This is a genomic window from Abiotrophia defectiva ATCC 49176, assembly GCF_037041345.1.
GTDB lineage: Bacteria > Bacillota > Bacilli > Lactobacillales > Aerococcaceae > Abiotrophia.
The window spans coordinates 1,182,520-1,198,778 of record NZ_CP146287.1 but is presented as its reverse complement, the minus strand read 5'-3'; the positions used below and the strand labels follow the sequence as shown (position 1 = coordinate 1,198,778).

Annotated in this window: 15 protein-coding genes; all 15 read left to right on the top strand. The window is 47.0% G+C overall.

The genetic code is table 11. The annotated features are described in order from the left end of the window. The first annotated feature begins 1 nt into the window (after position 1). The 15 genes from fmt to V7R82_RS05530 all read left to right on the top strand — a co-directional run bounded on the left by fmt (position 2) and on the right by V7R82_RS05530 (position 16,258). On the top strand, positions 2-997 hold the full coding sequence (gene fmt, locus V7R82_RS05600; RefSeq protein ID WP_338541828.1) for a methionyl-tRNA formyltransferase: 996 nt from the start codon (positions 2-4) through the stop codon (positions 995-997). Then, positions 987-2,360 (top strand): 16S rRNA (cytosine(967)-C(5))-methyltransferase RsmB, encoded by a 1,374-nt coding sequence (rsmB, locus tag V7R82_RS05595; RefSeq protein WP_070755464.1) that lies wholly within the window; start codon positions 987-989, stop codon positions 2,358-2,360. Before fmt ends, rsmB begins: the two co-directional genes overlap by 11 nt. Positions 2,361-2,403: 43 nt before the next feature. Further along, positions 2,404-3,171 (top strand): Stp1/IreP family PP2C-type Ser/Thr phosphatase, encoded by a 768-nt coding sequence (locus tag V7R82_RS05590; RefSeq protein WP_291454366.1) that lies wholly within the window; start codon positions 2,404-2,406, stop codon positions 3,169-3,171. Continuing rightward, positions 3,162-5,141, top strand: a complete 1,980-nt coding sequence (gene pknB / locus V7R82_RS05585) for a Stk1 family PASTA domain-containing Ser/Thr kinase (protein WP_311465351.1) — start codon at positions 3,162-3,164, stop codon at positions 5,139-5,141. Before V7R82_RS05590 ends, pknB begins: the two co-directional genes overlap by 10 nt. A gap of 102 nt (positions 5,142-5,243) precedes the next feature. After that, positions 5,244-6,236, top strand: a complete 993-nt coding sequence (gene rsgA / locus V7R82_RS05580; protein ID WP_338541822.1) for a ribosome small subunit-dependent GTPase A — start codon at positions 5,244-5,246, stop codon at positions 6,234-6,236. A gap of 12 nt (positions 6,237-6,248) precedes the next feature. Next, on the top strand, positions 6,249-6,896 hold the full coding sequence (gene rpe / locus V7R82_RS05575; protein WP_338541820.1) for a ribulose-phosphate 3-epimerase: 648 nt from the start codon (positions 6,249-6,251) through the stop codon (positions 6,894-6,896). 28 nt (positions 6,897-6,924) lie between these two features. Next, on the top strand, positions 6,925-7,599 hold the full coding sequence (locus tag V7R82_RS05570) for a thiamine diphosphokinase (RefSeq protein WP_338541818.1): 675 nt from the start codon (positions 6,925-6,927) through the stop codon (positions 7,597-7,599). 113 nt (positions 7,600-7,712) lie between these two features. Continuing rightward, positions 7,713-7,901 (top strand): 50S ribosomal protein L28, encoded by a 189-nt coding sequence (rpmB, locus tag V7R82_RS05565; protein ID WP_023390775.1) that lies wholly within the window; start codon positions 7,713-7,715, stop codon positions 7,899-7,901. Between the two features lie 174 nt (positions 7,902-8,075). After that, on the top strand, positions 8,076-8,432 hold the full coding sequence (locus V7R82_RS05560) for an Asp23/Gls24 family envelope stress response protein (RefSeq protein WP_070755469.1): 357 nt from the start codon (positions 8,076-8,078) through the stop codon (positions 8,430-8,432). A gap of 33 nt (positions 8,433-8,465) precedes the next feature. Beyond that, entirely contained in the window at positions 8,466-10,139 is a 1,674-nt protein-coding gene (locus tag V7R82_RS05555; RefSeq protein WP_338541814.1) for a DAK2 domain-containing protein, read from the top strand. Between the two features lie 140 nt (positions 10,140-10,279). Next, on the top strand, positions 10,280-12,316 hold the full coding sequence (gene recG / locus V7R82_RS05550) for an ATP-dependent DNA helicase RecG (protein ID WP_338541812.1): 2,037 nt from the start codon (positions 10,280-10,282) through the stop codon (positions 12,314-12,316). Between the two features lie 128 nt (positions 12,317-12,444). Then, positions 12,445-13,464, top strand: coding sequence for a phosphate acyltransferase PlsX (gene plsX, locus V7R82_RS05545; protein WP_311465364.1), 1,020 nt, complete (start codon positions 12,445-12,447; stop codon positions 13,462-13,464). Positions 13,465-13,945: 481 nt separating this feature from the next. Next, complete coding sequence (acpP, locus tag V7R82_RS05540) at positions 13,946-14,188, top strand: acyl carrier protein (protein ID WP_298077401.1); 243 nt, start codon at positions 13,946-13,948, stop codon at positions 14,186-14,188. A 100-nt stretch (positions 14,189-14,288) separates the two neighbouring features. After that, positions 14,289-15,299, top strand: a complete 1,011-nt coding sequence (locus V7R82_RS05535; RefSeq protein ID WP_070755474.1) for an ABC transporter ATP-binding protein — start codon at positions 14,289-14,291, stop codon at positions 15,297-15,299. Continuing rightward, positions 15,299-16,258: an ATP-binding cassette domain-containing protein gene (locus tag V7R82_RS05530; RefSeq protein WP_298077403.1), complete on the top strand. Its 960-nt coding sequence runs from the start codon at positions 15,299-15,301 to the stop codon at positions 16,256-16,258. Before V7R82_RS05535 ends, V7R82_RS05530 begins: the two co-directional genes overlap by 1 nt. The last annotated feature ends 1 nt before the right edge of the window (position 16,259 follow it).

Below are 16,259 nucleotides of genomic sequence, written 5' to 3'. Positions count from 1 at the left end.
CATGAAAAAAATTATCTTTATGGGAACGCCGCAGTTTGCGGCAGAAATTCTCCAAGGCTTACTCGAGCATGCCTCCTACCAGGTCATTGCGGTAGTGACCCAGCCTGACCGTCCGGTCGGACGCAAGCGGGTCTTGACCCAGTCACCCGTTAAGCAATTGGCCTTGGCCCATGATATTCCCCTCTACCAGCCTGAACGCATTAGTCGTTCTGAGGAGTTAGAAGAACTGATAAATTTAGACGCCGACATTATTGTGACGGCAGCTTATGGCCAGTTCATTCCCACTCGTCTCATTAAGTCAACACCCCATACGGCCATTAATGTCCATGCTTCGCTACTACCTAAGTATCGAGGCGCTGCGCCTATTCATTACGCTATCTGGAAGGGCGATCATGAGACCGGTATTTCCATTATCTACATGACTAAAGAAATGGATGCAGGGGATATTCTAGCCCAACGTTCTTGTGTCATCGAATCAGATGAGACCGTGGGTGCCCTTTTTGGTAAGTTGGCTATTATCGGACGGGAACTGCTCCTCGATACTCTCTTCAAACTTTTTGCCAATGAGATTACAGCGGTGGAGCAAGATGTCAGCCAAGTGGTCTTTTCACCTTCAATTACCAAGGAACAAGAACAGCTTAACTGGTATGAGTCTGCTCACCAAGTGGACTGTCATGTTCGGGCCTTCAATCCTTTCCCTTCGACTTATACGGTCTTAGGAGACTTGCGGATTAAGGTTTGGGCAGGAGCGCCAATGGATTATGAGCCAAGCCCAGAAGATCTAGCCGCAGAGCCAGGGACCATTCTGGCCTATAAACGTAAACACCTGATTGTTAAGTGTGGTCATCATTCCTATTATGGCATCCGTGAGTGGCAGGAGTCTGGCAAGAAGCGCCTAAGCCTAGAAGATTATTTCAAGGGCAATGACTTAGCTCAATTAGCGGGCCAAGTTTTCGCTTCAGTACAAGTAGAAGATGAGGCAACTCATGAAAGTTAAGTCATTAGCCGCTAAGCGCCTCAAGCATAATGTTCGCTTTCAGGCTTTACAGCTACTGGTAGAGATTGACTGGCATGACCAGTATTCCAATGTCCTTCTCAATCGGGCGCTGAGTCAGACAGAGCTCAAGCCAGTCGACCAAGGGCTTTTAGTCAACTTAGTCTATGGCAGCATTCAGCATCGTTTGACCCTGGACTTCTACTTGGAACCTTTCATCAAAGGCAAGAAGTTAGAGTCATGGATTCGTACGCTCTTAAGAATGACCGTCTATCAGATGCTTTACCTGGAGCGAATCCCGGATCATGCAGCCATTAACGAAGCGGTTAACATTGCCAAGCTCAATGGCCATGCAGGTCTAGCCGGCCTAGTCAACGGCGTCTTGCGCAATTTCCGTCGTCAGGAACTGCGCTCCTTGGATACAGTGACAGACCCTGTTGAAGCCCTCAGCATTCAATACAGTATCGCCCCTTGGATTGTGTCCCTCTTACAAGAACAGTATGATCAGGCAAGCTTGACTGAGTTACTGGCTAGTCTCAATCAACGGCCACGTCTAACCGCCAGAATTCAAGCCCATCCCAATGAACGCGACCAAATCCTGGCCCAGCTCAGGGCAGCCGGCTATCAGGTTGAGGCCGGCAACCTATCACCTTATGCTATTGAAAGCCTAGATGGTCGTATTCTGGAGTCACCTGCCTTTCAAGCGGGGCGCTTGACTATTCAGGATGAATCTTCTATGTTGGTAGCGCCAATCGGCCGGCCAGTGGTAGGCCAACGACTCTTGGATGCCTGTAGTGCCCCTGGAGGCAAGGCGACGCATATGGCCTTTCTACTGCAAAACGGTCACTTGGATGCCCTAGATATTTCTCAAGCCAAGCTAGACTTGGTGGCGGGACACATGGAACGCCTAGGCTTAAGCCAACAAGAGGGCTTGAACATTTCGCTTCATGCTACAAATGCCTTAGACTTTATGCCCCCAAGCGGGACACTCTATGATATAATCTATTTGGATGCACCATGTTCAGGTCTCGGCCTCATGCGTCGCAAACCTGAAATTAAATACACTAAGCAAGCAAGCGATATTGAAGCACTTAGCAAGCTTCAGAGTCAGCTCTTAGACCATGTTGCCAGTCTGCTCAAACCAGGCGGAACCTTAGTCTATTCAACTTGTACCTTAGCACAAGCTGAAAACCAAGCCCAGGTCAAGGCCTTCTTGGCAAGACAGGCTGACTTCCAACTCAGTTCGATAGGGCCAGAAGAAGTTCAAGGAGCGTCAGTTCTGACTGCAGATGGCATGATTGAAGTCTTGCCACAAGACTACTTGACCGATGGCTTCTTCATTGCACGTATGACTAAGTCAGCCTAGCTTGCACTAAAAATCAACATATGAAGGAAACAGAGGTGACTACATGAAACTTGCACTATGTTCCAATATCGGTAAACGTCGAACAACCAACCAGGATTATGCGGATTATTTTCTTAATGATTTTGGCCAACTCCTGCTCATCCTCTGTGACGGGGTAGGGGGCCATTTGGGTGGCGACGTGGCCAGTCAACGTACTACCCAATATATTGGGCAGTATTTCCAAGATTTGAACCAGGCCTTAGCACCTGACCAGGTGTCAGCGTGGATTGAAGGAACTTTAAAGCTAGTCAACCAACAAATTTATCAAGAAGCCCAAGCTGATAAGAACTTGAACGGCATGGGGACTACCATTGTCTTGGCCTTGATTGTCGATGGCACCATCTATTTAGGCCATGTAGGGGATAGTCGCGCTTATATCTACAAGGAAGGTAAGCTCCAGCAATATACGGAGGATCATTCCTTGGTTAATGAATTGATTCGGGCCGGGGAAATTACCTTGGAAGAATCTTATTTGCATCCCCATCGCAATGCTGTCACCCAATCCATTGGTTTGACTCATCCACTTGAGGTAGCCATTCAGACCGTGCCCAGCCAGGAGGCTGAGATGTTGCTCCTTTGCTCAGATGGGTTGACTAATATGGTGACGCCTGAGGCCTTGGAAGAGCTCTTCCGGTCCTCACGCCAAGAGGCTAATTTTGCCCAACAATTAATTGCAGCAGCTAACGAAGCCGGAGGCATGGATAACATTTCCGTTATCATTGCTTCAGACTTAAGCACAGAAAACTTAGAGGAGGTATCTGAATGGAAATAGGCGATAAATTATCAGGCAGATACCTGCTGACAGACTTTATCGGTCAGGGCGGGATGGCCAATGTTTTCCTAGCCCAAGACTTAATCTTAGAAAGACAAGTAGCCGTTAAAGTCCTGCGTTTTGACTTCCAAGACAACCAGGATGCCATCCGTCGCTTCCAGCGTGAAGCGATGTCGGCTAGCCAATTGCTGCACCGCAACATTGTCGAAATCTATGATGTCGAGGAGAAAGAAGACCAGCAATACATCGTCATGGAGTATGTGGATGGGACAGATCTTAAGACTTATATTCGCCAAAATGCACCCCTATCTTTAGAACTAGTGGTACTGATTATGAGTCAGATCCTGTCGGCTATTGAAGTGGCTCATAAGAACCAAATTATTCACCGGGATATTAAGCCTCAGAATATTTTGATTACCAAGACGGGCGCTATTAAGATTACCGACTTTGGGATTGCCATTGCCCTGTCGGATACTTCCATCACGCAGACTAATACCCTCTTGGGTTCGGTTCATTACCTATCGCCTGAGCAAGCGCGTGGTAGTAATGCGACTGTTAAGTCGGATATCTACGCCCTAGGGGTCGTCCTCTATGAATTGATTACTGGCTCTGTGCCATTTGATGGCGAATCGGCTGTTTCGGTGGCCCTCAAGCACTTCCAAGAAGAATTCCCACGTATCCGTGACAAGATGGACTATGTGCCGCAAAGCTTGGAAAACGTAGTCCTCAAGGCTACTGCTAAGGACCCAGCCAACCGTTACGATTCTGTTCACAGCATGTTAGCGGACCTATCGACGGCACTCAATGCGAGTCGTATGAATGAGCCGGTCTTTGTTCCGAATGCTAGTGGTCAGGCGCGAGTTCAAATGAAACCTATTAAGCCAGTCAAAACACCGGTTGCGGCTCCAATTGAAGCGCCAGAACCCATCGATTATGATGCCTATCAACGCATTGATGATGTGGCACCTTTGGATAAGCCGCGACGTAAACGGCGGATTGCGGCCTGGTTCTTGGCCATCATCAGTCTCTTAGTCATTTGCGGTGGCGTCTATATCGCCTATACGCGCTTGACCGAGTATACTTCTGTACCAGAAGTAGCCAAGCTCAGCAAGGATGAGGCGGTACAGAAAATTCAAGCAGCCAATCTGCAAGTGGGAGCCATTAAGCAGACTTGGAGTGACAGTATTCCTCAAGGTCAGGTGATTAAATCAACACCAGGCTCAGGCGCGCGGATTCGTAAGGCTTCAACGGTCGACTTAGAAATCAGTAACGGGAAAGAACAGGTTGAAATCGGCAACTATGTCGGTCAAGACTATGAGTCAGTTCGCTCCCAACTGACCGCGGCTAACTTTATTGTAGAGCGCCGTGACTTTGCTTCTACGCCTGAAAATAATGGGAAGATTTTAGCCCAAAGCGTGGAACCAGGTTCCAAGGTGGTGCCAAGCACTACTTCCCTAGTCTTTACCGTAGGGAAGGTGGCAGACTCCACCACCATGCAGGACTTCAATAACCTACCGTTGGAAATGGTGCAAAACTTCGCGGAAGCTAACGGACTGACTGTTGACGTCAGCGAAGACTATGACAATGACATTCCTAAAGGGCGTGTCATCAGCCAAAGTCCTAAATATGGCGTGGCCTTAAGCCAAGGCGATACCATCAAGGTTACCGTTTCCAAAGGCCGTAAAGAAGAGAAGGTGCTGACGGCAGTTCAACGGGTAAATATTGAGTACGTGCCAAAATATGCTAGCACGGACGTCAATCAACGCAACCCATTGCCGAATAAGATTCAGGTCTTCATTGGCGATAGTCGCAACAATATTAATACGCTGGCCCAAGAATTTGAAATCTCTGAATCACGTAGCATCGAGATTCTGCTCTATATTATGGAAGGCGGCGTCGGTCAATACCGCGTCATGCGGGATGGCGAAGTCATTGCTGAAAGTAATGAAGTCTATCCAAATGATAATTAACCCTAAGAGGCTAGAAATTTCTAGCCTCTTTTTGATGGGAAAATATGAGTCCTGATTAGTCTAAGCTGTCCTGTCAGCCAGAACTGACAAGGCGCTTAAAATATGGTACCATTAAGTCAGTATCAAGCAGAGGGTGACAGTATGGCAGAAGACAAAGTAATCATCAAAGAAGGCATTATTTCCCAATCTCTTAGTGGCTTTTATTCAGTGCGGTCTGAGGGCCAAACCTATGTGACCAAGCCTAGGGGGAATTTTCGCCACCAACAGCTCAAGCCTTTGGTGGGAGACCATGTCACCTTTGAATGGGAGGAGGGCTTAGACCCCAAGGCCGACCAAGCCTTAGGTCGCTTGATTGAGGTCCTGCCTCGTCGTAATCAATTCGTTAGACCAAGTGTGGTCAATGTCGATGATGCGTTGGTGGTTATGTCCTTGGTGGAGCCGGACTTCTCCTATTCCCTAGTTGATCAATTTTTGGCTTCTGTGACCTCGCATGGCATTGAACCTCATCTGATTCTGACCAAATACGATTTGCTGCTTGCCCAAGAAGGGGAGGAACAAGCCCAAGATCGTGTCGCCCAGATCCAGGCCATTTATGAGGCCGCCGGTTATACGGTAACCGTCATGGATCCAGAATCGGATGCATTAGCTAATCTCAGTCAACTTTTGCACCAAGGTCTCTATGTGGTGATGGGCCAGTCTGGAGTCGGTAAGTCTACCTTGCTTAACCAGCTACTACCTCAAGCTGACATTGAAACCGGCGAAATTAGTCACTATCTGGGGCGTGGGCGCCATACCACACGGGAAGTGACCCTCTATCCCTTGAATCAGGCTTTGATTGCTGACACGCCAGGCTTTTCGGCCCTAGATTTCGAGCAGATTGAGAAGGAGCAAGTGACCCAACTCTTCCCAGAAATTCAAGAACTCAGCCAAGAATGTCGTTTCCGTTCCTGTCTCCATTTGGAAGAACCGGGTTGTGCGGTTAAACAAGCATTAGAAGCGGGGAGCTTGGCTGCTAGTCGCTATCAATCCTATTGTCAATTAGTCCAAAAAATTGATCAGCGTAAACCCCAATACCATCTCAGAAAACGTCGTTAAGGAGGAAACTTTATGTATATTGCACCTTCCATGTTGAGTGCCGATTTTAATAAGCTAGCCCAATCCATCCGAATGGTTGAAGAGGCTGGGGCTGACTACCTACACATTGATATTATGGATGGGGACTTTGTACCCAACATTTCCTTTGGGCCTATGCTCTATCAAGGCTTGCGCGCTCAATCTAAGCTAGTCTTTGATGTTCACATGATGGTGACCAATCCCGAACGCTACGTGGACCAAGTGGTCAAAGCAGGCGCAGATGTGGTGACCGTTCATGTGGAGGCGACGCCTCATATTCATCGTGCCTTGCAGTTAATCAAGGCAGCAGGGGCCAAGGCGGGGGTTGTCATTAATCCAGGTACGTCAGTTTCGGCCATTGAAGCAGTCCTGGGTCAAGTTGACCAGGTCTTGGTCATGACGGTTAACCCAGGTTTTGGTGGCCAGGCCTTTATCCCTGAGACCTTGGACAAAGTCCGCCAATTGGCTGATTTGCGTCAAAAACAAGGCTATAGCTATCTAATTGAAGTTGACGGTGGGGTGAATGACAAGACGGCTGCTGACTGTCTAGCGGTGGGCGCAGATATCCTAGTAGCAGGTTCTTACGTCTTCGGGCATCCAGATCCAGCCCAAGCCATTCAGACGCTCAAAGACTTAGCTTAGGTAGAATAGAAAGTAGGGGGCAGTCTAAGTGGCAACAGCATGTGTCATTGTCTGTGGGGGTGGACCTAATCCAGCCCTTGATCAGATTGAAAATTTAATCCAAGCCTATGACCAAGTCTATTTTGTAGGGGCTGATCGTGGAGCCTTAAGATTAGTCAGAGCAGGTTATGTGCTGGATATGGCCTTGGGCGACTTTGATTCGGTGTCAGAAGAAGAGCGCCAAGTCATTGAGGCACATAGTCAGGAATTTCAAGCCTTTCCTAGCGAGAAGGACGATACCGATGGTCATTTGGCCTTGGACATGGCCATGACTCGCTGGCCGGAGGCAGATTATGTGGCACTTGGTTTTCTAGGCGAAAGGGGCGGGCGGCTGGACCATTTATTGGCCAATATTTGGCTGGCCCATCAGCCACGCTTCCAAGCAGGTTTGTCTCGTCTTACCTTGCTGGAGGCTCACCACAAGGTGCGTTTCTTAAAGCCTGGCCGCCATGTCTTGGCCTACGAGCCCTGTCTCTACCTGTCGGTGATTAGCCTGACACCAGTTCAAGGCCTGTCTATTCAAGGGGCCAAGTACACCTTGCCAGCAACTGATTGTGCTAGTCCCCAATCCCTGATTAGCAATGAATACAAAGCCAGTCAGGAACCTGTGGAAATTGCCTTTGAGTCGGGGCTGGTCATGATTTTCTGGGTCAATCAAGTGTAAAAACCGAAAAAATCACCCTCAAAGACTTGTCAAATGAGGGAAAATATGATAAATTAGTTCAGTATGATAAAGCAGAGACATTAAGCTCCTGCAGCGAAAAGGAGGAAACAAGAATGGCTAAAGAATGTTATTTCACTGGGCGTAAAGCTCGTTCAGGTAACACTCGTTCAAAAGCGATGAACAAAACAAAACGTCGTTTCGGCGCTAACTTACAAAAAGTACGCATCTTAGTGGATGGCGAACCTAAGAAAGTTTGGGTTTCTGCTCGTGCTTTAAAATCAGGTAAAGTAGAACGCGTTTAATAGCGATGATCCCAGTCCCTTGGATTGGGGCTTTTTTTTGAGTAAGACCTCCTCTGTCTAGACAAGTAGAGAAGACAGGCCCCCAGTTTGGAATGGTCTTTATCTTAATGAGTGCACAATCAAGCATTTTATGCTAAAATAGATATGATATATTAGATGTGAGGAGGAAATCGCATGACAATCAAAATCCAAACACCCAATGGACAAGTGTCCCTAACTCAAGATGTGATTTCAACAGTTGTCGGCACTGCCGTTACAGATAACTACGGTGTGGTCGGAATGGTAAGTAAGAACTTCTTCCGTGATAACTTAATTGAGATTCTAGGACAAGAGAATTACTCCAAAGGGGTTGTCATCACCCAACGTGGAGATGATGTTCTAGTAGATGTCTACATCTTAGTATCTTATGGCACTAAGATTTCAGTTATCTGCCAAAACATTCAACAAGCCGTGAAATACAGTGTTGAACAATTGCTGGGCTTCGAAGTCAGCTATGTCAATGTTCACGTACAAGGCGTAAAAATTGATTAAGTCAACCGTATAGAACGGTAAGGAGGATAAAAATTGGAATTGAAACAATTAACGGCAAAAGAGTTTGTGCCTATGGTTGTAGCCGGAGCGGAACGCTTAACATCCAATGTCGAATTAATTAACTCACTCAACGTATTCCCAGTGCCAGATGGCGATACCGGGACTAACATGAACATGACCTTTGTTTCTGGGGCGGAAAACCTCAAATCCAGTCAAGCTAGTCACGTCGGTGAATTAGCGGGCGCCTTAGCCAAGGGACTTTTGATGGGGGCGCGTGGTAACTCTGGGGTTATCTTATCTCAGATTTTCCGTGGTTTCTCACAACGTATTAAGGAAGAAGAAGTCTTAGACGCTAAGCATTTTGCCCAAGCCTTCTTAGGTGGGGTAGAATCAGCCTATAAGGCAGTTATGAAACCTGTCGAAGGAACTATTTTGACTGTTGCCCGTGAATCTGCTTTGCGCGGTGAGAAGGCAGCTGAGAAGACCGATAACATTATTGAAGTTATGAAAGCTATTGTCGAAGGCGCTCAATTGGCCTTAGACAAGACACCTGAATTATTGCCAGTCTTGAAACAAGTTGGCGTAGTTGACTCTGGTGGTAAAGGCTTGCTCTGCGTCTATGAAGGTTTCTTGTCATCCTTGACAGGCGAGACCGTAGTAGAAGTTAAGGCAGCTCCTGCAGCTCCTGGCCACTCTCATGCTATGTTCGAAGATGGCAATGAGCCACCAATGGCCTTAGAAGATATTACCTTTGGCTACTGTACAGAAATTATGGTTCGCATTGGCCAAGGCCCAACTGTTGAGAAGGCCTTTGACTATGAAGCCTTCCGTAGCACCCTCAACACCAAAGGGGATTCCCTCTTGGTCGTAGCCGACGATGAAATCGTCAAGGTTCACATCCATACTGAAAACCCAGGCGAAATCATGCAATTGGGTCAAGAATTTGGGGAACTGATCAAAATCAAAGTCGACAACATGCGTGAACAAGTCCGTGGCTTAGAAGCGGAAGAACATGCTATGAAGGAAGCGCCAGCAGAGGCTGCTCCAAAAGTTCCTTATGCTATTATTGCAGTAGCAGCAGGTGAAGGTGTGGGCCAACTCTTTACTGATCTAGGGGTTGCCAAAGTCTTGGCCGGTGGTCAAACCATGAACCCTTCAACAGAAGACTTCGTCAAAGCCATTGAAGCAGTTAATGCAGAACAAATCATCCTCTTGCCTAACAACAAGAACATCATCATGGCGGCTCAACAAGCAGCTCAAGTAGCGGAAGTACCAACCGTTGTGGTGCCTACTACTACGATCCCTCAAGGGATTACGGCTATGATGGCCTTCGATGCTAGCTTAGATTTAGAAGCCAATGGGGCTCAAATGAATGAGTCACGTGATTTCGTCCAATCTGGTCAAATTACTTACTCCATTCGTGACACTGAGATTGATGGCGTGTCCATCAAGAAGGATGACTACCTGGGCTTAGTTAACAACAAGATTGTCTTGTCCTTGCCTGATTTGAAGGATGCCCTCTTGGCAACCTTAGAAGCCATGGTGGATGAAGACTCTGAGTTGGCAACTATTATTGTCGGGGAAGAAGGAACTACTGAATTAGCCGATGAGGTAGCAGAACTCTTAACTGACAAATTCAATGACTTAGAAGTCGAAATCGTCCAAGGTGACCAACCTGTTTACCACTACATGATGTCAGTGGAATAATCAAATCAGTTAAAAGACTAAGGCTCATGCCTTGGTCTTTTTCTTTGCTCAGATGAACTTGGGTACTAGCTTGAAGAGTCGCTATCTGGCTATAAAAATGTTATAATAATGAGACAGACAAGCAGAAAGGAGGGGGGCTTATGGGACTTAATTGGTTAGATAGCATTGATCATCTCAAAGGAGTAGGACCCGCGCGCGTCAAGCTCTTCCAACAGGTAGGCGTCTCAACTGTCCGCGACCTCATGTTTCATTTTCCCTTCCGCTTTGAGTCGGTAGCCGTGCGACCTTTGGCGACCATCCTAGATCAGGAGAAGGTCACCCTTAAAGGCAAGGTCGTGACGCCACCTGTGGTAGCCTACTTTGGTGGTAAGAAGAGCCGGGTTTCTTTCAAGCTGGCGGTCAATGACCACGAAATTATCAACGTGTCTTTCTTCAACCAACCCTATCTTAAGCAAGCCATTCAGTTGGGGCAGGAGCGGGCAATTTACGGCAAATGGCAATCCAATCGTCAGACCCTCTTAGGTATGAAGCTGATTCAAGTAGCACAGGAAGGCCAGGACTTTGCACCAGTCTACCATGCTACCAAAGGCCTTAAGCAGAGCGCCATTGTGGCTAGTATTGCGGCCTCCTTCAATCAGTATCAGGAGGCAATTCCAGAGGTCTTACCTCAACATCTCAACGACCAGTATCGGCTACTAGATTTGCCCTTGGCCCTCTATGCCATGCATTTTCCGGCTGATCAAGAGCAGCATCATCAGGCTACACGGAAAATTATCTATCAGGAGTTTTTCCTCTATCAATGGCGCCTGCAAGCGGCCCTCAAGCAGCATGAAACAGAGCCAGGCATCCAGATTCATTATGACAATGACCAACTTAAGACTTGGATTAGCCACTTACCTTATGAGCTAACTCAGGCTCAGAAGCAGGTAGTCAATGAAATCTGTCGCGACCTCATGGCCCAGCACCCTATGCGGCGCATGGTGCAAGGGGACGTTGGGAGCGGGAAAACGCTAGTAGCCTTTCTTGCTATTCTAGCCAGCTTAAGCGGTGGCTTCCAGTCAGCCCTTATGGCGCCGACTGAGATTCTAGCCAAACAGCATGCCCAGTCCTTCAACCAGCTCTTTGCCCCCATGGGGATGGAAGCCGCTCTCCTTACTAGTGCTATGACAGCCAAGGCCAAGCAAGCAGTCTTAGACGGCTTGGCTAATGGGCAGATTCAGGTGGTCATCGGGACTCATGCCTTGATTCAAGAAACGGTCCAATTCAAGCAACTGGGCTTAGTCATTATTGACGAACAACACCGCTTTGGGGTGGGCCAACGGCAAGCCCTAGTAGATAAAAATGACAAAATAGCCGTCAACCTACTTCAAATGACGGCAACGCCTATTCCACGTTCCCTAGCTATGACCCTCTATGGCGAGATGCACGTTTCCACCATCGATCAGTTACCTAAGGGCCGTCAGCCCATCACGACCCGTTGGCTCAAGGAAGATCAACTAGAGGAACTAGAAGCCCATGTTGCCCAAGAATTAGAGGCCGGACACCAGGTCTACTATGTGCTCCCTCTGATTGAGAGTTCCGAACATTTGGAACAGATAGAGAACGTGCTAGAGGTAGCCGACCGCTTGGCCGACCGCTTCCCAAACTTTAAGGTCGATGTCTTACACGGTCAACTTAATAAGGAAGGACAAGAAGCCGTCATGGACCGCTTCAAGCAAAATCAGGTTCAGATTCTTGTAGCGACTACCATGGTGGAAGTCGGGGTTGACGTGCCCAATGCCACTATTATGGTCATTCAGTCAGCTGAACGCTTTGGCTTGGCCCAACTCCACCAGTTGCGTGGGCGGGTAGGTCGGAGCCAGCTTGCCAGTTATTGTTACCTGATTGGCAGTCCTACAACTGAACAGGGTAAGGAGCGACTTAAGATTATGGTGGACCACCAAGATGGTTTCCTGATTAGCCGTGAAGATTTGAAGATTCGCGGTATGGGGGACTTAATGGGCCGCAGCCAAAGTGGTTTGCCGGAATTCCACTATGCTAATTTGATTGAAGACGAAAAAATCTTAACAGTTGCCCGCAAGGATGTTCAGGACTTACTCAAGCATCCAGAACGCCTATCGGAAGCCGAATGGCAGGCGCTTAATCAATGGAGTCAGACGCAAGCGATTGAGGTCTAGCCAAACTGCCAGATTCCCATCTAGGTTGACGGCTTGGCAGGGACTTGTTATGATGAAAGCACGAGAATTGGTATAGCGATTGCCAAATATTGATAGATATGATTAGTTTATAAGGAGGAAGACAAGGAATGATTAGAATTGCAGTAGATGCCATGGGCGGGGATTTCGCGCCTGAATCAGCCGTAAAAGGGGTGAACCTTGCCATTGCGGCCTTTGATAACATCGAAGTGCTCTTATTTGGCGATCAAGACAAAATTCGCCCATATTTAGAAGCGACAGAGCGGGTCGAAATCATCCATACCCCAGAAAAAATCAATGGGGATGATGAGCCAGTGCGTGCTATTCGCAAGAAGAAGAATGCCTCCATGGTATTAGCGGCGCAAGCAGTCAAGGAAGGCCAAGCTGATGCCTTGCTGTCAGCAGGTAACACCGGGGCCCTCTTAGCTAGCGGTTTGCTGATTGTGGGTCGGATTAAGAATATTGATCGTCCGGGCCTCATGCCAGTCTTACCAACTGCTTCTAGTCAACATCCTTACTTGGTCTTGATGGATGCCGGTGCTAACGCTGACTGCAAGCCAGTCAACTTACTGCAGTTTGCGGTTCTGGCTAACTTCTATGCCCAACGAGTCCTGGGCATTGCCCAGCCTAAGATTGGCCTACTTAACAACGGGACGGAAGCTACCAAGGGCAATGAATTATCTAAGGCGGCCTATGAACTCTTAGCTGCTGAGACTAGCCTTGACTTCTACGGCAACGTGGAGACTAAGACCTTGCTAGATGGCCCAGTTGATATTGTGGTCACCGATGGCTTTACCGGTAATGCCGTATTGAAGACCCTGGAAGGGACGTCTAAGACCCTCTTTAGTCTCATTAAATCCCAATTATTGGGTGGCGGGCTGAAGGCTAAATTAGGAGCGCTCTTAGTCAAAGACGCCTTATCAGGCCTCCGCGATAATTTTGACGATACCAAGCAGGGTGGGGCAGTTCTCTTAGGGGTCAAGGCGCCAGTCATCAAGGCCCACGGCTCTTCTAATGAACATGCTATCTTTAATGCCATTCGTCAGGCTCGCACGATTGTGGAATCTGGCATTATCCAGGAAGCAACTGATTACTTCGGTCAGGAACAACCAGCTCAAACAGAAGAATAGGATAATTGGACCAGGCCTTGTTAGCCTGGTCTTTTTGCATGGGCAAAAGATCTTTTGGGTCCAGCAAATACTGAGAAATTTTTTGGTGAGTAAAGAAATTTAAAAGAAAAGATGTTGGGCAGTTTCGGTTAAAAAGGGAATCTTATAATGTACCATCATCATCTTGCTTTTCAATATGTATAGCCCATTTCTGGTTAACCCATAATAGGCTATTTATCTTGAAAAACACGATTATTATAATGGCCTCTTGATGACAGATTGATGGCGGATAAAAAGGGAATTTCAAGCTTTATTAGGAATGATTTTGAAGATATCGCTTACTTAGTCGCAATCATGGGCAAAGTCTAAGCAAGTTTTGAGGGATAAATGAGAAGAATGAGAGATTTCATAATTTTCTCTGCTAAAACCATGGACAATTGGCTTAAAACTTAGTAAAATAAGGAAGTGTAGATTTTATGTCATATTGAACGGAGGTGTATGGATGCCCCAGACCCAAGAAGTTTTCCAAACAGTCCAGCGATTGATTGTTGAACGATTTGGTTTAACTGAAGACAAGGTCACTAATGAGATGACCTTTGAAGATCTCGGTGCAGACTCAATTGACGTCTTCGAACTGATTATGGAGCTCGAGGACACCTTTAGTGTTCAATTTGAGGATAATCGTATTGAAGCCCTTAAGAATGTAGGCCAAGTGGTCACTTATATCGACCAGCTTACTCCCTAAGAACTGAAAAGACGATGAAGTCGGCACGCTCTATCTATGCAGTGCTACTTTTTTTACTTAGATGAAGACATAAAACATGATCACGAATGGAGGAACTAGAATGGATAACGAAAAAGTTATTCTAGATGTAAAGGACTTACACGTTGGATTCCGCGTTAAGGATACCTTCTACAATGCGGTAGACGGTGTTAGCTTTACCTTATCAAAGAATGAAAAATTAGCCATTGTTGGGGAGTCAGGCTGTGGGAAGTCAACTCTTGCCACTTCAATCATTGGTTTGCATAATCCTCGCAATACTAAGATTGAAGGCCAAATCAACTACCGTGGCGATAACTTAGTAGAATATACTGAGAATCAATATAACAAAATCCGTGGGAACGATATTGGGATGATTTTCCAAGATCCATTGGCATCGCTCAACCCATTGATGACCATCGCAGCACAAATTGATGAAGCCCTCTACTACCACACTAAACTCAACAAGGAAGAACGTCAAAAACGTGTCTTAGAGCTCTTGGATCAAGTAGGGATTGTTAACCCAGAGCGGACTGCTCGTCAGTACCCACACGAATTATCTGGGGGGATGCGTCAGCGGGTTATCATCGCCATTGCCTTGGCATGTAAGCCACCGATTATTATTGCCGATGAACCGACTACCGCTTTGGACGTAACTATTCAAGCGCAAATCTTGGACTTGATGAACGACATCCAGAAGGAGACCGAAGCAGGGATTATCCTCATTACTCACGACTTAGGGGTCGTAGCTGAGACCGCTGACCGCGTAGCCGTTATGTATGCGGGTCAATTCGTTGAGATTGCACCTGTTGAAGAACTCTTCAACAATCCGCAACATCCATATACACGTTCACTCTTGCGTTCAATTCCGCAAACCAGTGAATTAGAAGGTGGCTCTGATAAGCTTCACGTTATTCAAGGGGCGGTACCACCATTAACTAAGATGATTCGGACAGGCTGTCGTTTCGCGCCACGTATTCCTTGGATTGCGGAAGATGCCCACGAAGAGAACCCAGGTTTACACGAAGTGTCACCAGGTCACTTTGTCCGTTGTACTTGTTACAAACATTTCCATTTTGAAGGGGAGGAGAACTAATGGCTGAATTTATGCGCATTGAGGACCTAAAAGTCCACTATCCTATTCGGTCTGGTTTCCTGAACCGCGTGACCGATTATGTCTATGCTGTAGACGGCGTCAACTTGACCTTAGAAGAAGGGAAGACTTATGGCTTGGTTGGTGAATCAGGTTCTGGTAAGTCTACCATCGGGAAGGCCATCATTGGTTTAGAGAAGATTACCTCAGGGAAAATCTACTATGAGGGTGAAGAAGTCTCTAAAGCAGCGCGTCATCGCCGTTCTAACTACCGTCACAACGTGCAAATGATCTTCCAAGATTCCCTCTCTAGCTTCAACCCTAAACGTCGGATTACCGACATCTTAGGGGAGCCAATGCGAAACTTTCTCAGCTTAACGCCTGATGAAGAGAAGAAGCGCAAGCTGGAGCTCTTAGATATCGTAGGGTTATCGGAAGAAGCACTCTACAAGTACCCACATGAGTTTTCTGGTGGTCAACGTCAACGGATTGGGGTAGCACGTGCTGTAGCCCTCAACCCTAAATTGGTCATTGCCGATGAACCTGTTTCGGCCTTGGACTTGTCTGTTCAAGCCCAAGTTCTTAACTTCATGAAGCAGATTCAAGAAGAATATAATGTAAGTTATCTCTTCGTCTCACACGACTTAGGTGTCGTTAAGCATATGTGTGATGAGATTGCCATTATGTACCGTGGTCGTTTCACTGAGTATGGGACACGTGATGACATCTATAATGATCCACGTCATATTTATACCCGTCGCCTCTTATCAGCTATTCCAGAAATGAACCCTAATAACCGTGAGCAAAACAAACTCAATCGTTTACGGGTTGAGAAGGAATACCGTGAGAATGCGTCACTCTATTATGACGAAACTGGTCGTGTATATGACCTTAAACCAGTTTCTGAGACCCATTTTGCTGCTCTCAGAACGGTAGACACTGACAAAGGAGGTGAGCTCTAAA